Source organism: Streptomyces sp. 3330 (genome assembly GCF_031456635.1).
In the GTDB taxonomy this organism is placed as follows: domain Bacteria; phylum Actinomycetota; class Actinomycetes; order Streptomycetales; family Streptomycetaceae; genus Streptomyces.
The window spans coordinates 144,734-162,063 of the sequence record NZ_JAVDVA010000012.1 but is presented as its reverse complement, the minus strand read 5'-3'; the positions used below and the strand labels follow the sequence as shown (position 1 = coordinate 162,063).

At 73.8% G+C, this 17,330-nt stretch carries 15 protein-coding genes; 8 read left to right on the top strand and 7 right to left on the bottom strand.

Features of this window, described 5'->3' with window-relative positions; genetic code table 11:
• Positions 1 to 147: 147 nt before the first annotated feature.
• Positions 148 to 2,382, bottom strand: a complete 2,235-nt coding sequence (gene recG / locus J2X68_RS21420) for an ATP-dependent DNA helicase RecG (RefSeq protein WP_310434141.1) — start codon at positions 2,380 to 2,382, stop codon at positions 148 to 150.
• 167 nt (positions 2,383 to 2,549) lie between these two features.
• On the opposite strand from recG, the gene J2X68_RS21415 reads away from it, so the two are divergent.
• Both J2X68_RS21415 and J2X68_RS21410 read left to right on the top strand, forming a co-directional pair.
• Entirely contained in the window at positions 2,550 to 4,406 is a 1,857-nt protein-coding gene (locus tag J2X68_RS21415; RefSeq protein WP_310434140.1) for an HSP90 family protein, read from the top strand.
• Positions 4,406 to 7,408: a tetratricopeptide repeat protein gene (locus tag J2X68_RS21410; RefSeq protein WP_310434139.1), complete on the top strand. Its 3,003-nt coding sequence runs from the start codon at positions 4,406 to 4,408 to the stop codon at positions 7,406 to 7,408. Before J2X68_RS21415 ends, J2X68_RS21410 begins: the two co-directional genes overlap by 1 nt.
• A 27-nt stretch (positions 7,409 to 7,435) precedes the next feature.
• Here J2X68_RS21410 and J2X68_RS21405 read toward each other — a convergent pair whose 3' ends face one another.
• Positions 7,436 to 9,208 carry a DAK2 domain-containing protein gene (locus tag J2X68_RS21405; protein ID WP_310434138.1) on the bottom strand — a complete coding sequence of 591 codons (1,773 nt, stop codon included), beginning with the start codon at positions 9,206 to 9,208 and terminating at the stop codon, positions 7,436 to 7,438.
• 279 nt (positions 9,209 to 9,487) lie between these two features.
• Here J2X68_RS21405 and rpmB point away from each other — a divergent pair, with 279 nt between their 5' ends.
• Both rpmB and J2X68_RS21395 read left to right on the top strand, forming a co-directional pair.
• Positions 9,488 to 9,673 carry a 50S ribosomal protein L28 gene (rpmB, locus tag J2X68_RS21400; protein WP_013000438.1) on the top strand — a complete coding sequence of 62 codons (186 nt, stop codon included), beginning with the start codon at positions 9,488 to 9,490 and terminating at the stop codon, positions 9,671 to 9,673.
• A 60-nt stretch (positions 9,674 to 9,733) separates the two neighbouring features.
• Positions 9,734 to 10,417, top strand: coding sequence for a BTAD domain-containing putative transcriptional regulator (locus J2X68_RS21395; protein ID WP_310434225.1), 684 nt, complete (start codon positions 9,734 to 9,736; stop codon positions 10,415 to 10,417).
• On the opposite strand, the gene thiD is transcribed toward J2X68_RS21395, so the two are convergent.
• Entirely contained in the window at positions 10,392 to 11,207 is an 816-nt protein-coding gene (gene thiD, locus J2X68_RS21390; RefSeq protein WP_310434137.1) for a bifunctional hydroxymethylpyrimidine kinase/phosphomethylpyrimidine kinase, read from the bottom strand. The genes J2X68_RS21395 and thiD overlap by 26 nt on opposite strands.
• Positions 11,204 to 12,169, bottom strand: coding sequence for a thiamine-phosphate kinase (locus J2X68_RS21385; protein WP_310434136.1), 966 nt, complete (start codon positions 12,167 to 12,169; stop codon positions 11,204 to 11,206). The genes thiD and J2X68_RS21385 overlap by 4 nt, the downstream gene beginning before the upstream one ends.
• 206 nt (positions 12,170 to 12,375) lie before the next feature.
• On the opposite strand from J2X68_RS21385, the gene J2X68_RS21380 reads away from it, so the two are divergent.
• Together J2X68_RS21380 and J2X68_RS21375 are read left to right on the top strand one after the other, a co-directional pair.
• Positions 12,376 to 12,609, top strand: coding sequence for an Lrp/AsnC family transcriptional regulator (locus tag J2X68_RS21380; RefSeq protein ID WP_020128743.1), 234 nt, complete (start codon positions 12,376 to 12,378; stop codon positions 12,607 to 12,609).
• Positions 12,610 to 12,629: 20 nt separating this feature from the next.
• The gene (locus J2X68_RS21375) at positions 12,630 to 13,112 is read left to right on the top strand and encodes a DUF3515 domain-containing protein (protein ID WP_310434135.1); all 483 of its coding nucleotides are present in this window, start codon (positions 12,630 to 12,632) and stop codon (positions 13,110 to 13,112) included.
• A 24-nt stretch (positions 13,113 to 13,136) separates the two neighbouring features.
• Here J2X68_RS21375 and J2X68_RS21370 read toward each other — a convergent pair whose 3' ends face one another.
• From J2X68_RS21370 to J2X68_RS21360, 3 genes are read right to left on the bottom strand one after another with little or no spacing between them, the layout of a single operon-like run.
• Positions 13,137 to 14,294 carry a D-alanine--D-alanine ligase family protein gene (locus J2X68_RS21370; RefSeq protein WP_310434134.1) on the bottom strand — a complete coding sequence of 386 codons (1,158 nt, stop codon included), beginning with the start codon at positions 14,292 to 14,294 and terminating at the stop codon, positions 13,137 to 13,139.
• A 59-nt stretch (positions 14,295 to 14,353) separates the two neighbouring features.
• Entirely contained in the window at positions 14,354 to 15,364 is a 1,011-nt protein-coding gene (locus tag J2X68_RS21365; RefSeq protein WP_310434133.1) for an NAD(P)H-dependent glycerol-3-phosphate dehydrogenase, read from the bottom strand.
• Complete coding sequence (locus tag J2X68_RS21360; RefSeq protein WP_310434132.1) at positions 15,361 to 16,230, bottom strand: lysophospholipid acyltransferase family protein; 870 nt, start codon at positions 16,228 to 16,230, stop codon at positions 15,361 to 15,363. The genes J2X68_RS21365 and J2X68_RS21360 overlap by 4 nt, the downstream gene beginning before the upstream one ends.
• Positions 16,231 to 16,394: 164 nt before the next feature.
• Here J2X68_RS21360 and cofC point away from each other — a divergent pair, with 164 nt between their 5' ends.
• Both cofC and J2X68_RS21350 read left to right on the top strand, forming a co-directional pair.
• Positions 16,395 to 17,033 (top strand): 2-phospho-L-lactate guanylyltransferase, encoded by a 639-nt coding sequence (gene cofC, locus J2X68_RS21355; RefSeq protein WP_310434131.1) that lies wholly within the window; start codon positions 16,395 to 16,397, stop codon positions 17,031 to 17,033.
• Positions 17,034 to 17,042: 9 nt separating this feature from the next.
• On the top strand, positions 17,043 to 17,246 hold the full coding sequence (locus tag J2X68_RS21350; protein WP_310434130.1) for a hypothetical protein: 204 nt from the start codon (positions 17,043 to 17,045) through the stop codon (positions 17,244 to 17,246).
• Positions 17,247 to 17,330 lie beyond the last annotated feature (84 nt).

Below are 17,330 nucleotides of genomic sequence, written 5' to 3'. Positions count from 1 at the left end.
GGGCGGCTGCCCGTCCAGTCTGGCAGGCGGAGGCGCGCGGGTGCGCTCCGGCGGGAGCGGCCGCGGGCCGTCACCGCCGCGCGCGGACCTCGGGGCCGCCGCGCACCGGGCGGCCCCGCGTCCGGGGCGGCCGCGCACCGCCTCGGGTCAGCCCTTGTCCAGGTACTGCTCCCGCTCTTCGTCCAGCAGGGCGTCCAGGGCCGCGCGCAGGCCGGGCAGGGTGGCCAGTTCCGGGTCGGCGGCGACCAGACGGGTCGCCTCCTCGCGCGCCTCGGCGATGACCTCCTCGTCCTCGATGACCGCGAGGACGCGCAGGCTGGAGCGGGCGCCGGACTGGGCCTGGCCCAGGACGTCACCCTCGCGGCGCTGTTCGAGGTCGATCCGGGAGAGCTCGAAGCCGTCGAGGGTGGCGGCGACGGCGTCGAGCCGCCGGCGCGCCGCGCTCGCCTCCGGCATCTCGGAGACCAGCAGGCACAGGCCGGGCGCCGAGCCGCGGCCGACACGACCGCGCAGCTGGTGCAGCTGGGAGACGCCGAAGCGGTCTGCGTCCATGATCACCATCGCGGTGGCGTTCGGGACGTTGACGCCGACCTCGATGACGGTCGTGGCGACCAGGACGTCGGTGTCGCCCGCGGCGAAGCGGCGCATGACGGCGTCCTTGTCGTCGGGGGGCATGCGGCCGTGCAGGACCTCGACCCCGAGGCCCTGCAAAGGGCCCTTGGCGAGCTGGTCGGCGATGTCGAGGACGGCGAGCGGGGGGCGCTTCTCGGCCTCGTCCTCGGGGGATTTCTTCTTGGCCTTGCCGCCCTTCTTCGCGTCGGCGGCCTCGTCCACGTCGTCGCCGATGCGCGGGCAGACCACGTACGCCTGGTGGCCGTTGCCGACCTCCTCGCGGACCCGCTCCCAGGCGCGGGCCAGGAAGTGCGGCTTGTCGGCGGCGGGGACGACATGGCTGGCGATGGGCGAGCGGCCGGCCGGGAGCTGGTCGAGGACCGAGGTCTCCAGGTCGCCGAAGACGGTCATCGCGACGGTGCGCGGGATGGGCGTGGCCGTCATGACGAGCAGGTGCGGGGGCTGCTTGCCCTTGCTGCGCAGCGCGTCGCGTTGTTCGACGCCGAAGCGGTGCTGTTCGTCGACGACGACCAGGCCGAGGTCGTGGAAGCGGACCTTGTCCTCGATCAGCGCGTGCGTGCCGATCACGATGCCGGCCTCGCCGGTGACGAGATCGAGCAGCGCCTGCCTGCGGGCGGCCGTGCCCATGGACCCGGTCAGCACCACGACCTTGGTGGCCCGGTCGGAGCCGCCCAGCATGCCGCCCTCGGCCAGCTCGCCCATCATCTCGACGACGGAGCGGTGGTGCTGCTGGGCGAGGACCTCGGTGGGGGCGAGCATGGCGGCCTGTCCGCCCGCGTCGACCACGGCGAGCATGGCGCGGAGGGCGACCAGGGTCTTGCCCGAACCCACCTCGCCCTGGAGCAGCCGGTGCATCGGATGGTCCGTCGCCAGGTCGTCGAAGATCTCCTTCGAGACCTTCTGCTGGCCTTCGGTGAGGGTGAAGGGGAGACGGGCGTCGAACGAGGTCAGCAGGCCGTCGGCGGCGGGCGCGCGCGGGACGGCCGGCAGCTGTGCGTCGGCGTGGCGGCGGCGGGCGAGGGCGACCTGGAGCACGAAGGCCTCGTCCCACTTCAGCCGGGCGCGGGCGTCGGCGATGTCCGCCTTGGTGTGCGGGCGGTGGATCTTCAGCAGGGCCTCGGGCAGGGAGACCAGGCCCCGGCCGTCGCGCAGCGAGTCCGGGAGGGGGTCGAGCGCCTCCTGAGCGGCGGGCAGGACGGTCTGGATCGCCTTGCCGATCTTCCAGGACTCCAGTTTCGCGGTGGCGGGGTAGAGCGGGATGAGGGCGCCGGCCCAGGTCTCCACCGATTCGTCCGTGTCGGCCCGCAGCAGTTCGTAGGCCGGATGGGCCAGCTGGAGGCGGCGGTTGAAGACCGAGACCTTGCCGGAGAACATCGCGCGCGTGCCCGGCAGGAGCTCCTTGTGCGGCTTGTGGACGCCGCTGCCGAAGAAGACCAGCTGGAGCCGGCCGCTCCCGTCGGTGATGGTCACCTCCAGGCGCTGGCCCTTGCCCCGGGGCGCCTTGGCCGAGGCGAAGCTGTGCAGACGGGCGTCGGCGACCTGCGCGACCACGGTGACGTGCTCGTCCATGGGGAGGTCGGCGAGGTGGGTGAGCTGGCCGCGCTCCTCGTATCTGCGGGGGTAGTGGTGCAGGAGGTCGCCGACGGTGTGCAGGCCGAGGTGCTCGGCCATCACCTTCGCGGTGGCGGGGCCGAGCACTGACTTCAGTGGCTGTTCCAGTGGTTCTTTCCGTGCGGGCACGAGATCCATTGCACACCACGCCACTGACATTGCCGTATATGTGTCCCGAAACCCCTGGTCAGGCGGCTCGTTCGGGCTCTAGGATGACGCGCTCCGGCCATCATCCGCGGTCACCGCCCCACCGGGACCGCCCGACCCCGCGCCGTGCTCCTCCCCCAGCCCGCGGCGCAGCAGCGATGGACTCCCAGACCTCACCGTCATCCCAGGCACCTCAGCCGCCTCACACGTTCCAGGTCGACCTGCGTGGCCTGGTGGACCTGCTGTCGCATCACCTCTATTCCAGTCCCAAGGTCTACCTGCGCGAACTTCTGCAGAACGCCGTGGACGCGATCACCGCCCGGCGGGCCGAGGAGTCCGACGCCCCGGCGCGCGTGCGGCTGTTCGCGGCCGACGGCCGGCTGCGGGTGGAGGACTCCGGCGTCGGGCTCACCGAGGCCGACGTGCACAGCCTGCTGGCGACGATCGGGCGCAGCTCCAAGCGCGCCGAGGGGCTCCAGGACGTCCGTTCGGACTTCCTCGGGCAGTTCGGGATCGGACTGCTGGCCTGTTTCGTGGTGGCCGAACGGATCCGTGTGGTCAGCCGCAGCGCCCGCACGCCGGAGGCGCCGCCGGTGGAGTGGACGGCACGCGACGACGGCTCGTACACCGTGCGGACCCTGCCCCACGAGGAGCGGCCCGAGCCGGGCACCACCGTGCACCTGGTGGCGCGGGCGGGCGCCGCCGAGTGGCTCTCGGAGCAGCGGGTGCTGGCGCTGGCCCGGCACTTCGGATCGCTGCTGCCGTACGACGTCCGGGTCGGCGACGAGGCGGTCACCGATCTGCCGGCGCCCTGGAACCGGCCCTACCCCTCCCCCGCCAACCGGCGGGTGGCGCTGGCGCGGCACTGTCACGAGGTGTTCGGGTTCACGCCGTTGGACTCGGTGGAGCTGGACCTTCCGGTGGCGGGGGTGCGCGGGGTGGCGTACGTGCTGCCGTCGGCGGTCAGCCCGGCGCAGCGGGCCGGTCACCGGGTGCACCTCAAGGGGATGCTGCTGACGGAGCGGGGCGAACAGCTGCTGCCCGACTGGGCGTTCTTCGTGCGCTGCGTCCTGGACACCGACAGCCTGCGGCCGACGGCCTCGCGGGAGTCGCTGTACGAGGACGAGACGCTGGCGGCGGTGCGGGAGGCGCTGGGAGAGCGGATCCGATCGTGGCTGACGGGGCTGGCGGCCGGTGATCCGCACCGGCTGGCGGCCTTCCTGGAGGTGCACCACCTGGGCGTGAAGTCGCTGGCGCGGCACGACGAGGAGATGCTGCGCACGATGCTGCCCTGGCTGCCCTTCGAGACGACCGACGGGCGGCTGTCGCTGGAGGAGTTCGCGCGGCGGCACCCGGTGGTGCACTTCACACGGACCGTGGAGGAGTACCGGCAGGTCGCGCCGATCGCGTCCGCGCAGGGCATCGGGGTGGTCAACGGCGGCTACACCTACGACGGCGAGCTGGTCGAGGCGCTGCCTTCGGTGCGGCCGGGGACGGTGGTCGCCGAGCTGGACGCGGACACCGTGACCGCCCATCTGGACACCGTCGCCGCGGCCGACGAGCTGGCGCTCGCGGGCTTCCTGGCGGCCGCGCGGGCGAAGCTCGACCCGCTGGGCTGCGATGTCGTCCTGCGGGCCTTCCACCCGTTGTCGGTGCCCGCGCTGCACCTCGACGACCGGGGGGCCCGGCACGAGCAGGCGCGCGCGCAGGCCGAGGCGCAGGCCGACGACCTGTGGGCGGGCATCCTGGGCTCGCTGCGCGGGAGCGCCCCGCGCGCGCGTCTGGTGCTCAACCATCTCAACCCGCTGGTACGGCGGATCAGTTCGCTGAACGATCCCGAGCTGATCGGCACCGCCGCGGAGTCGCTGTACGGGCAGGCGCTGCTGATGGCGCAACGCCCGCTGCGGCCCGCGGACTCGGCGCTGCTGAACCGGGCGTTCATCGGCCTGCTGGAATGGGCCACGCACGGGGAGTCGGCACCCGGGGAGCCGACAGAGGAACAAGGCGGTCACTGATGGGCGAGATCACGGACTTCGACTCCCTCCGCCGGGCGATGGCGGAGAACGGCGAGCAGCCGGAGGGCCCGGCCCGCAACGCGCGCGCGGAGCAGCTGCTGGTGGAGGCCGAGAGGCTCGCCGTCCCGCTCGCCGTGATCGAGGCGCTCGGGCACCAGCTGAAGGTCTACAACTACAGCTCCGAGAAGGCGAAGATGTTCGTCCCGTTCGCGCGGCTGCTGCGCATGTGGGACGAGCGGCCCGAGGACTTCGACGAGTACGAGACGCACTCGCTGCACTGGGTCTTCAAGTGGATGTCGGCCGGCATGCTCGACCAGCCGCACGTGCCGCTGGCGTCGGTGGAGAAGTGGCTCGGCGAGATGGAGCACCGCTACCGGCTCGCCGGGCACTCCGCGCGGGCGGTGCGCAGCGCCGAGTTCAGCGTGGCGGCGCACGTGGGCGACGTGGAGCGGGCGGAGCGGGCGTTCTCCGCCTGGCTGGCCGCGGACCGGGACGCCATGGCCGACTGTCACGCCTGCGAGCTGCACGGGCAGGGCTGGTGGCGGGCGGAGCGGGGCCGTGACGAGGAGGCGCTCGCGCTGTGGGCGCCGGTCCTGGAGGGCGAGTACACGTGCGCGCACGAGCCGCACACGGTGCTCGCGTCGTCCCTCTTGCCGTTGCTCCGGCTCGACCGCCTGGAGGAGGCCCGCGCGCACCATCTGCGGGGCTTCCGGCTGGTGCGGTCCATGGAGAGCATGCGGGGCGCCTACGCCGACCACGTCGAGTTCTGCGCGCTGACCGGCAACGAGGCGCGGGGCCTGGAGCTGCTCGCGGAGCGGCCGGCGTACTTCACGGACGAGGGGCATCCGCACAGCAAGCTGGAGTTCCTGAGCGTGGTCGTGCTGCTCATGGAGCGGCTGACCGAGCGGGGTCTCGCCGGTCAGCGGGTGCCGGGGCCGGCCGGGCGGGAGTGGACCGCCGCGGAACTCGCGGAGCACGCGCGCGCGGAGGCCCTCGCGCTGGCCGCGCGCTTCGACGAGCGCAACGGCACCTCGCACGTCAGCGAGCGGGCACGCGCGCGGATGACGCAACGGCCCTTGGTGGAGCGGCTGCCCCTGGGGGTGCGGGCGGCCCGTACCGCCTCCGCCGTGGCCGCGGCGGCGCCCGGACCCGCCGCCCCGGCGCCGGCGCCGGTTCAGGAGGCCGCCGCCGCACCGGACCTGGCGGTGCTGCTCGCGGAGGCCCAGCGGCTGTCCGAGACGCTCCAGCCGCACGCCGTCGAGGCGTGGGCGCGGGTGGCCCGGCTGGCCGAGGAGGCGGAAGGCGTCGAGCTGGCGGCGCGTGACCGCGCGGAGATCGCCGACCACGCGGCGATAGGCCTCGGCCCGGACGGCGCCGAGGCGTTCGAGCGGGCCGCCGAGCTGTACGCGCGGGCGGGCGACCCCGGGGAAGCCCTCGCCGCACGCGCGCGTGCGGCGTACGTCCGGGCGCTGGCCGGCGAGATCGACGAGGCCCTCGCGGCGGTCGCAGACCCGTACGACCGGGTCCTCGCGCTGTACGCCGAGGGCGAGACGGGGGTGCCGCAAGCGGCCGGCGTGCTGATGGGCCGGGCGCGGATCCTGATGCGGCGCGTCCACGAGGCCGAGGGCGAGGTCGTCGACGAGGCGGTCCTGGCGGGGGCGGAGGCGGCGGTACGGGAGCTGCTGGCGCTCGTCGACGGGCGCGCGGGGACCGATGTACGGCTCGCCGCCCGGGTCGCCGAGGGCCACGCGATGCTCGCCGAGCTGGCGACGCACTCCGGGAACCCGCAGGGGGGCGCGGAGCTGTTCGCGCGGGCCGCGGCGGAGTTCGTCGAGGCGGGGCTGCCGTGGTTCGCCGTGGAGTACGAGGCCCGGCTGGCCGGTCTCGCCCACGAGCTGGGTGACATGAGGGAGGCGGAGCGCGCGCTGCGGGCCGCCCTGGAGCACGGCGGACCGTACCTGGAGGCGATCGGGCGGGCCCAGCTGCACCTCCAGCTCGCCGAGGTCGTCGGGGGCCGGGGGGAGGCCGAGGAGGCCTCGGAGCACGCCCTGGAGGCGGCGCACTGGGCGGACGAGGCGGGTGCGGGCCCCACGCTCGGCGCGTGGGCACGGCACCAGCTCGGCGGGTTCCTCGTGCTGCAGGGCCGCTGGGCCGAGGCCGCGGAGGTGCTGGAGTCCGCGCTGGCGGAGCTGACGGTCGAGACCCACGGCGACGGCGCGGTCGTCCAGACGCAGTGGTGGCTGGGGGACTGTCTGAGCGAGCTCGGGGAGCACCGGGACGCCGCCGAACGCCGGCTCCAGGCCGCCGAGATCGCCCGGCAGTGGCCCGAGCAGCACGACCACGCGACCCTCGCCCACCTGGCCGCCGAGTCGCTCGGTCAGGCCGGTCTGCCCACCGAGGCGGACCGGGCCTACACGCGCGCGGGAGAACTGTGGCGCGGCCTCGGCAATGTCCACGGGCTCGTCCGCTCGCTGCGCGCCCGCGCGTGGCTGGCCCTGCGCACCGAGGACGGGACGGACACGGCCCGCGACCTGATGACCCGTGCCGTGGAGGAGTGCGCGGACGCGTTCGACGTGGCGGACGACGACGAGGCGCGGCTGCGGCTCGTCTCCGAACTCGGCCACACCCACCGCCAGTTCGGGGATCTGCTCGCCCGTTCCGCCGCCGAGGACGCCGACGACGACTCGATCCGGGCCACCCTGGACGAGGCGCTCTCCCAGATGGGCGAGGCCGTCGCGGTGTTCGTCGCCCTGGGCGAGGGCGCGGTGCACGCCCGGACCGGCGCGGAGCTGGCCGCGGGCTGGCTGGAGACCGACCTCGGACGCCCCTCGGCGGCCGCGGCACGCGCGCGTGCGGTGCTGCGGGCCTACGCCGACGCCCCCGACGACGCCGCCACCGATGTCGGCGGTGAGGAAGGGGAAGGGGAGGACGAGACGGTGCGGGCGCGGCGGGCCGAGGCGGAGCAGTTGCTGCAGGCGGCGGAGGAGCAGAAGGACCGCTGAGCCGCCGCCCACCCCCGGTCCGCGTCCCTACTCCACCCCGATCAGCACCAGCGCACCCTGCCGTCCGCCCCGGTACACCACCGTGTCCACGGCGAGGTAGGCCTCTCGCACCCGTGCCTCCAGGTGCTCGGCGACGCCTTCGGGGGCCTCGTCGCCGAGTACGAGGGTGACGAGTTCACCGCCCGCGGCCAGCATGCGGTTCAGGACGGTCTCGGCGGCCGCGACGACATCGGGGCCGATGACGGCCACGTCGCCGTCGATCAGCCCGAGGACGTCACCGGCCTGGCAGATCCCGGCCATGGTCCACGACTGGCGTTCGGCGACGGTGATCTCGGCGTAGCGGGTGGCGCCCGCCGCGGAGGTCATGGAGACGACGTCCTCGTCGAAGCGGCGGTCCGGCTCGTGCACGGCCAGCGCCGCGATCCCCTGGACCGCAGACCGGGTGGGGATCAGCGCCACCCGGATGCCCTCCGTACGGGCCTGCTCGGCGGCCGCGGCGGCGGTGTGCCGCAGATCGGCGTCGTTGGGCAGCAGCACGACCTCCCGCGCGTGCGCCCGTCGTACGGCCTCGACGAGTTCCCCGCTGGCGGGCGGCTCACCGGGGCGCGCGAGCACGGTGGTCGCGCCCGCCTCGGCGTACAGCCCGGCCAGACCCTCCCCGGGCACCACGGCGACGACCGCCCGCTGGACCCGCTCGCGCGGGGCACGCTCGCCACCGCGCGTGTGCGCGTCGTCGGCGCCGAAGTGGGTGATGCGGATCCGGTACGGCCGGCCCGCCTCGACGCCCGCCTCCACGGCGGCGCCCGCGTCGTCCACGTGCACGTGGACGTTCCACAGGCCGTCGCCGCCGACCACGACCAGGGAGTCGCCCAGGGCGTCCAGCCGCTGCCGCAGCCGCGCCACGGCCGGGTCCTCGGCCTCCAGCAGATAGATCACCTCGAAGGCGGGACCGCTCTCGCCGCCGTCGCCGCGACCGGCGCCCTCGGCACCCCCGCCTGCCTCGTCGACCGGCCCGTCGTCCGCGCAGTCCGCGTCCCGCGCCGCCCGCACGCGCCCGTGGGCGGCGGCCGCGGCGGCGGACGCCGACACGGCGCCCGAGAGCTCCGGCGCCTCCCCCGTGAACGTCTCCACCAGCGCCGCGAGGACCGCGACCAGCCCCCGGCCGCCCGCGTCCACCACTCCGGCGTGCTCCAGGACGGCCAGCTGACCCGGGGTGGCGGCGAGCGCCGCGCACGCCCCCTGGTAGGCCGCCCTGGCGACCGTCCCGCAGTCCCCCTCGGCTCCCTCCGCCGCCTCGGCGGCGGCCGTGGCGACCGACAGCACGGTGCCCTCGACGGGGTGGGCGACGGCCTGACGGGCGGAGTCGGCGGCGTGCCGCAGGGCCAGGCCCAGCCCGTCCCCGTCGGTGTGAGGGGTCTCACCCTCGGCGGTGAGCACCTGGGCCATGCCGCGCAGCAGCTGCGCGAGGATCGTCCCCGAGTTCCCGCGCGCCCCGATGAGCGCGCCGTGCGCCATCGCGCGCGCGGCGTCGGCGAGGGAGGGCTTCCCGGCGGCGGAGGAGCCGGAATCGGCACGGGAACCGGTCTCGTAGCCGAGCTCGTAGCCGGCGAACACCGCCTCGACGGCGGTCGTCGCGGACTCGACCGTCAGGTACAGGTTGGTGCCGGTGTCCCCGTCCGCGACCGGATAGACGTTGATCGCGTCGATCTCCTCGCGTGCCCGTCCCAGCGCCGTGAGCGCCAGGCCGCACCAGGTGCGCACCGCGAGAGCATCGAAGAATGTCTGCGGCACCTGCGCCACCTGCGCCTCCTCGAGCTGCTGGACTGGACGCAGCGTAGACCCCGGGCCGGTGTCCGCCGGAAAGCGGGCCGGACGGGAGCGGGCGGGGCCGACCGGGGCGTGGGGGCAGGCCCCTGAGCAGCCATGGTAGTTTCGTTGCACTGGCGCAGTCGTTGTATGCTGCTCCGGTTGCCCGATCCGCATCGGGCCATCCCCCTGGCAGCGCCACTCAGATCCTAGATCCTGATCCCGGCATGCCGGGATCATCCGTAAGTGCATCTGAAGTCTTTGGAGTGACCCGTGGCTGCCAACTGCGACGTCTGTGGCAAGGGGCCGAGCTTCGGCAACAACATCTCGCACTCGCACCGCCGTACGTCCCGTCGCTGGAACCCGAACATCCAGCGCGTCCGTACCGTGGTCGGCGGGACGCCGAAGCGCGTGAACGCTTGCACCTCGTGCATCAAGGCCGGCAAGGTCTCGCGCTGACCCTCATCCCCCCATTCCCGACTCCGATCGGGCCGGGGGGACCCCCAACGCGCGCGGCCACTGCTGGTTCGCTGCATAGAGCCGGTCCACCCAGGTGGGCCGGCTTTCTGCTGTGCCCGGAAGCCGGGCGCCCGCGACCCCGGCGCCCGCAGCCCCGGCGCCCGCAATCCGCGGGCCCGCAATCCGGGCGCCCCGGCTCCCGCCGGCCGCCAGACTCCGGGGAATGCCCTTCGGCATCCTGGGCACCCTCGACCTCCGCACCGGCGACGGCACCCCCGTCGACCCCGGCGGCCCCCGTCCCCGCGCCCTGGTCAGCCTCCTGCTGAGGGAGGCCGGCCACGGTGTCTCCGTGGAGCGCCTGACCGGCGGTCCGTACGGCGCCGCGCCGCCCTCCGGAGCGGGCAACGCGCTCCGGTCCCAGATCTCCCGGCTGCGCCGCCGCCTGGCCCCGCACGCCGAGACCGAGGCCACCGCCGCGGGCTACCGGCTCGCCGTTGTGCCCGACGCCGTGGACGTCCACCGCTTCGAGCGGCTGACCGGCCCCGCGGGCGGTCCGCTCTCGCCGCCGGGAACCCTGCCCGGGCGGCCACCCTGCCGCGCGAGGCCCTCGTCCTCTGGCGCGGCCCGGCCCTGCCCGACCTCCCCGACGCGCACGCCGAGCGGGCCCGGCTCGGCGAGTTGCGGCTGAGCGCCGTACAGGAGAAGGCCGCGACCGGCATCAGGCTCCGGTCGTACCCCGGGTGAGATCCCAGCCGTGGTCCACGGGGCCGAGGCCCGCGCCGAGCGGGAACCCGGCGGCGATCGCCCCGGTGACATAGCGCTTGGCCGCCGCCACCGCCTCCGGCACGGAGTTCCCCTTCGCCAGCTGCGCCGCGATCGCGGACGCGAGGGTGCACCCGGTGCCGTGCGTGTGCCGGTTGTCGTGGCGCGGCGCCCGCAGCCAGTGCTCCTCGTCCCCGTCCGTCAGCAGGTCGACGGCGGCGCCGGGGAGATGGCCGCCCTTGATGAGCGCCCAGCGCGGGCCGTACGCCAGCACGGCGGCCGCCGCGTCCCGCAGCTGCTCCTCCGACTCGACCCGTACGCCCGTCAGTTGGGCCACCTCGTCGAGGTTCGGGGTGGCGACGGTGGCGACCGGGAGCAGTTTCGTGCGTACGGAGTCCAGCGCGGAGGCGGCCAGCAGCGGGTCGCCGTGCTTGGAGACCCCGACCGGGTCGACGACGACGGGAGCGCCGGTGCCCGTGAGCAACTCGGCGACGGTCTCGACGAGTTCGGCGGAGGCGAGCATGCCCGTCTTCACCGCCCGGACGCCGATGTCGTCGACGACGCTGCGGTACTGGGCGCGTACCGCCTCCGCCGGGAGTTCCCAAGCCCCCTGCACGCCCAGGGAGTTCTGCGCGGTGACCGCCGTGATCACGCTCATGCCGTGCACGCCGAGCGCGAGCATCGTCTTGAGGTCGGCCTGGATCCCGGCCCCGCCGCCGGAGTCGGAGCCGGCGACGGTCAGCACCCGGGGCGGGGTCCCGAGCGCGCTCACGACTCCATGTCCCCGAAGTGGTCCCAGCCGCCCTTGCTGGTCCAGGGAGCCCCGTCGACCGTCACCTGGGGCAGCGCGGACGGGTTGAGGACCTCGCCGATCACCTTCCAGCGGGCGGGCAGTTTCACGTCCGGCGGGAAGGTCGCCACGATCGCGTGGTCCTCTCCCCCGGTCAGCACCCACTGGATGGGGTCGACGCCGACGGCCTGCCCGATGTCGTTCATCTGGGTGGGGATGTCGATGGCGCCGGAGCGGATGTCGATACGGACCTTGCTGGCCTCGGCGATGTGCCCGAGGTCGGCGATGAGCCCGTCGCTGACGTCGCACATCGCCGTCGCGCCGAGCCCGGCGGCCGCCGGACCCGCGTGGTACGGCGGCTCGGGGCGGCGGTGGGCCTCGACGAAGGCGCGGGGCGAGCGGAAGCCGCGGGAGAGGACCGCGTACCCGGCGGCGGACCAGCCCAGCCAGCCGGTCACCGCGACGAGGTCGCCGGGCTGGGCGCCGCCCCGGGTGACCGGCTCGTGGTTGCGCAGGTCGCCGAGCGCGGTGATCGACACCATGATCGTGTCGCCGCGTACGACGTCGCCGCCGACCACGGAGGCGCCGGCGACCTGGCACTCGTCGCGCAGGCCGTCCATCATCTCGGACGGCCAGGTGACCGGCAGTTCGGCGGGCACCACGAGGCCGAGCAGCAGGGCGGTCGGCACCGCGCCCATGGCGGCGATGTCGGCGAGGTTCTGCGCGGCGGCCTTGCGGCCCACGTCGTAGGCCGTGGACCAGTCGCGGCGGAAGTGCCGGCCCTCCAGCAGGATGTCGGTGCTGGCGACGACCCGGCGGTCGGGCGCGGCGACCACCGCGGCGTCGTCGCCGGGGCCGACCCGTACCGCGGGGGTGGTGGTGAGACGGGAGGTGAGCTCCCTGATGAGCCCGAACTCCCCGAGCTCACCAACAGTGCCCTTCATTGCCCTTTCGCCCCTTCTGTACCTGTCCGTGCCCGGTCGCGCGTAACCAGTGTCCTCGATACGGTCGAGTCAGCCGTCAACTTCTGTCCTGCCCGCACCCCGGCGCGCGAGCCGTGGTTCGCGCAGGTCTCCCCGCGGCGAGCGGCGACGCGATACCGTGGCGTTCCTTTTCCCCACATGATCCTCGTGGCCGCCCTGGAGGTTCCGTGGTACAGGCGTACATCCTGATCCAGACCGAGGTCGGCAAAGCGTCGACCGTCGCCGAGGAGATCGGCAAAATCCCTGGCGTCGTCCAGGCCGAGGACGTGACGGGACCTTATGACGTGATCGTGCGGGCCCAGGCCGACACGGTGGACGACCTCGGCCGCATGGTGGTCGCCAAGGTCCAGCAGGTGGACGGGATCACCCGCACCCTGACCTGCCCGGTCGTGCATCTGTAGCCCCCGTCTAACCTTGGCCGGTGAACCTTTTCCGTCACCGGCCGCTCGGCCTGCCCTCACTCGCCCTGCTGCTGCTTGCGGTGGGCTGCTCCTCAGCAGACGGTGACTCGTCTCCGGCGGTTCCCAGCCCCTCGGCATCGGTCACCAAGCTGTGCCGAAACCTGGACGAGGCGCTGCCGTCCACCGTGGACGACCTCGACCGCGGGGATCCCTCACCCGCGTCCGCGCTGACCGCGGGCTGGGGGAACCCGGCGATCATACTGCGCTGCGGTGTGGAACGACCCGCGAAGATGAGCGACGGAAGCGCGGACGGGGTCGAGGTGGACGGCGTGGGGTGGATGATGGAGGAGCAGGACGGCGGGGCGTTCCGCTTCACCACCACCCTGCGCAGGGCGTACGTCGAGGTGACGATCCCGGAGGACCGCGCGGGCGACGGCCTGGCGCCGCTCGTCGACCTGGCGCCCTCCGTGAAGAAGGCGATCCCCGAGGGGATCGCCGACTAGGACGGGACCTGGTGGGGGCCCGGTTCAGCGCAGGCCGGTGGACCTGCGCAGGGCCGCCTGGACGAGGCGGTCCACCAGCTCGGGGTAGCCGATGCCGGTCGCCTGCCACATCTGCGGGTACATCGAGATCGGGGTGAAGCCGGGCATCGTGTTGATCTCGTTGATGACGAAGTCGCCCTCGTCCGTGAGGAAGAAGTCCGCCCGGACCAGGCCCTCGCAGGACGCCGCCTCGAAGGCCTCCACCGCCAGCCTGCGGACCTCCGCCGTCTCCTCGTCCGTCAGCGGCGCCGGGACGATCCCCGGGGTGGAGTCGATGTACTTGGCGTCGAAGTCGTAGTAGGCGTGCGCGTCCGGCGGCGGGATCTCGGCCGGGACGGAGGCACGGGGGCCGTCCTCGAACTCCAGGACGCCGCACTCGATCTCGCGGCCCCGCAGCGCCGCCTCGACCAGGATCTTCGGGTCGTGACGCTGAGCCTCGGCGATCGCCTCGTCGAGCCCGGACAGGTCGTCGACCTTGGTGATGCCGATGGACGAGCCCGCGCGCGCGGGCTTCACGAAGAGCGGCCAGCCGTGGTCGCCGGCGAAGTCGACGATCTTCTTGCGGGCCGCCGCCTCGTCCTGCGCCCACTCGCGCGGCCGGATCACCACGTACGGGCCCACCTTGAGCCCGAAGGAGGTGAACACCCGCTTCATGTACTCCTTGTCCTGGCCGACGGCCGAGGCGAGCACGCCCGCGCCCACGTACGGGACGCCGGAGAGCTCCAGCAGACCCTGCAGGGTGCCGTCCTCGCCGTACGGGCCGTGCAGGACCGGGAAGACGACGTCGACCTCGCCGAGCGCCTTGGGCACCGATCCCGGCTCGTAGTAGACGACTTCGCGGTTGGCGGGGTCGACGGGGAGCACCACGCCGCCGTCCCGCGACTCGGCGAGTTCGTCCACGTCGGGCGTACGGCGGTCGGTGATCGCCATGCGCTCGGGGGCGTCGGCGGTGAGGTACCAGCGGCCCTCACGCGTGATGCCGATCGGCAGGACCTCGTACTTGGTCCGGTCGATGGCCCGCAGGACCGCGCCGGCCGTGACCACGGAGATCCCGTGCTCGGAGCTGCGACCGCCGAAGACAACGGCCACCCGCGGCTTGCGGACGGGCTGCTGAGGGCTCTGGGGGAGGTTCTCGGTGCTCATATCGGCATGAGAGTACCCGGTGGTAGGGCCGGGAGTCAGCGTCCGCCCACCGGGTTCGCTCAGCGTCGCTCGGGCTTCGCGCTGCGCGACATCAGCTCCTTGAGGGCGACCACCGGCGGCTTGCCCTCGTGGACGATGCCGACGACCGTCTCGGTGATCGGCATGTCGACGCCGTGCCGACGGGCCAGATCCAGCACCGACTCGCAGGACTTGACGCCCTCGGCGGTCTGCCGGGTGACCGCGATGGTCTCCTGGAGGGTCATGCCCTTGCCGAGGTTGGTGCCGAAGGTGTGGTTGCGCGAGAGCGGCGAGGAGCAGGTCGCCACCAGGTCACCGAGCCCGGCGAGTCCGGCGAAGGTCAGCGGGTCCGCGCCCATCGCCAGGCCCAGTCGGGTGGTCTCGGCGAGGCCGCGTGTGATCAGCGAGCCCTTGGCGTTGTCGCCGAGGCCCATGCCGTCCGCGATGCCGACCGCGAGGCCGATCACGTTCTTGACCGCGCCGCCCAGTTCGCAGCCCACCACGTCGGTGTTCGTGTACGGGCGGAAGTACGGCGTGTGGCAGGCGGCCTGGAGCCGCTGCGCGACGGCCTCGTCGGTGCAGGCGACCACGGCGGCGGCGGGCATCCGGGAGGCGATCTCCCGCGCGAGGTTGGGCCCCGTGACGACGGCGATCCGGTCCTGGCCCACCTTGGCGACGTCGTCGACGACCTCGCTCATCCGCATGGTCGTACCGAGCTCGACGCCCTTCATCAGCGACACCAGGACGGTGTTCGGCGCGAGCAGCGGCGTCCACTCGGCGAGGTTGGCGCGCAGGGTCTGCGAGGGGACCGCGAGGACGGTGAAGTCGGCGTCCCGGGCGGCCTCGGCCGCGTCGGCGGTGGCGCGCAGGTTGCGCGGGAGTTCGACACCGGGAAGGTAGTCGGGGTTGGTGCGCGTGGAGTTGACCGCGTCGACGAGCTCGGGGCGGCGTGCCCACAGCGTCACCTCGCAGCCCGCGTCGGCGAGGACCGTGCCGAAGGCGGTCCCCCATGATCCGGTACCGAAGACGGCCGCCTTCACGGACTTGCTCACTTGCTGTTCTCCCCCTCGTGACTGGTGTTCGCGGTGCTGCTCCGCCCGCGTCCGGACACCGCGCCGTCGGTCCCGGCGGCGTCGTCGGCACCGGATTGCGCGCGGGCCTCCGCGGCGGACCCCGCGCCGGTCTGCGCACGGGTGCGGCGGCGCTGCTCGATCCGCTCGCGACGCGGGTCGTAGGGCGTCGCGGGCGCCTTCTCGCCGCGGATCTCCTCCAGCTGGGCGGTGACGGCCGCCATGATGACCTCCGTCGCCTCCTTGAGGAGTTCCGGGGTCATCTCGTGGCCGTAGAACCGCGTGAGGTCCACGGGCGGGCCCGCCAGCACGTGGTGGGTCTTGCGCGGAAGGAGGTTGGGCTTCCTGGCGTAGGGCGGCAGCAGTTCGTTGGCGCCCCACTGGGCGACCGGGATCACCGGGCACTTGGTCTGCAGGGCGACGCGCGCGGCACCGGTCTTGGCGGTCATGGGCCAGCCGTCGGGATCGCGGGTCAGGGTGCCCTCGGGGTAGAACGCGACGCACTCGCCGCGCTCCACGGCGTCGATCGCGGCCCGGAAGGCGCTCAGCGCGTCCGTGCTCTCGCGGTAGACGGGGATCTGCCCGGTGCCCCGCATCGCGGCGCCGACGAATCCCTCCTTGAAAAGACCGCTCTTCGCCAGGAATCGCGGCACGCGTCCGCTGTTGTACTGGAAGTGCGCGTAGGCGAAGGGATCGACATGCGAATTGTGGTTCACCGCGGTGATAAAGCCGCCGTCGGCCGGAATATGCTCCATTCCGCGCCAGTCCCGCTTGATCAGAACCACCAGCCAGGGTTTGCAGAGGACCGCAGCGAAGCGGTACCAGAAGCCGATTCTGCGGCGGGGCACGCGGACACCTTCCTCTAGGACTTCCCATGGCCTGCTCCGGGGCCTGGGGGCCGCACAAGTGTCGCCCCGGGCCGCCGGTCTGTCGAGAACACGGTACGCCCGCGCGTCCGACCGGCGGATGGGCCGGGTGACAATGTCCGCGACACGAGAGGGACGGTACGCCGGTGCAGTGGACCTTGGTCATACCCCTGAAGCCCTTGGCGCTGGCCAAGAGCAGGCTCGCGGACACCGCCACCGACGGACTCCGCCCGGGTCTCGCTCTCGCCTTCGCCGAGGACACCGTGGCCGCCGCCCTGGCCTCCCCCGCGGTGCGGGATGTGGCAGTAGTCACGGACGACGCCCTGGCCGGACGGGTGCTGGCGGCCCTGGGCGCCCGGATCGTCGCCGACGAGCCGCGCGGCGGCCTCAACGCCGCCCTGGCCCACGGGGCCGCCGCCGTACGCGCCGTCCGTCCCGATGCGCCGCTCGCGGCCCTCAACGCCGATCTGCCGGCCCTGCGGCCGTCGGAATTGGCCCGGGTTCTGGACGCGGCCGGTGAATTCCCCCGCTCTTTTCTTCCGGACGCGGCCGCGATCGGCACCACGCTTCTCGCCGTCGGCGCCGGCCGTGAATTGCTTCCCGCATTCGGCACGGATTCCCGCGCCCGGCACCGCGCCTCGGGGGCGGTGGAACTGCGCCCGGAGGGGGTGGACTCGGTTCGCCAGGACGTGGACACCGGCGAGGACCTGCGCGCGGCGCTGTCCCTGGGGGTGGGTCCCCGGACGGCCGCCGCCGCGGCGCAGTTGTTGATCCCGGGGCAGTAGGCTGCCGCCATGCAGGCGACCGCATACACGTACGATCCCGACACCCGCAGCGGGCAGGTGCTGCTGGACGACGGCACCCCGGTGCCCTTCGACGCGCCGGCGTTCGACGCGGGCGGACTGCGGCTGCTGCGGCCGGGGCAGCGGGTGCGGATCGAGGTGGAGGGGCCGCGGGACGCCCCCCGGATCACGCTCGTGACGCTCCAGACGTTCTGAGGGACCGCGCTCCCGCCGGACCCGGGCCCCTCGCACCCGAGGGCCCTGCCGGCGACCGCCGGACACGCCGCGGGCCGGACTTCC

Excerpts from the sequence above, each read along its gene's own strand:
- J2X68_RS21410 (WP_310434139.1), top strand. The coding sequence starts at position 4,406 with ATGGGCGAGATCACGGACTTCGACTCCCTCCGCCGGGCGATGGCGGAG.
- J2X68_RS21385 (WP_310434136.1), bottom strand. The coding sequence starts at position 12,169 with ATGAAGGGCACTGTTGGTGAGCTCGGGGAGTTCGGGCTCATCAGGGAG.
- J2X68_RS21370 (WP_310434134.1), bottom strand. The coding sequence starts at position 14,294 with ATGAGCACCGAGAACCTCCCCCAGAGCCCTCAGCAGCCCGTCCGCAAG.
- J2X68_RS21415 (WP_310434140.1), top strand. The coding sequence starts at position 2,550 with ATGGACTCCCAGACCTCACCGTCATCCCAGGCACCTCAGCCGCCTCAC.
- J2X68_RS21350 (WP_310434130.1), top strand. The coding sequence starts at position 17,043 with ATGCAGGCGACCGCATACACGTACGATCCCGACACCCGCAGCGGGCAG.
- recG (WP_310434141.1), bottom strand. The coding sequence starts at position 2,382 with ATGGATCTCGTGCCCGCACGGAAAGAACCACTGGAACAGCCACTGAAG.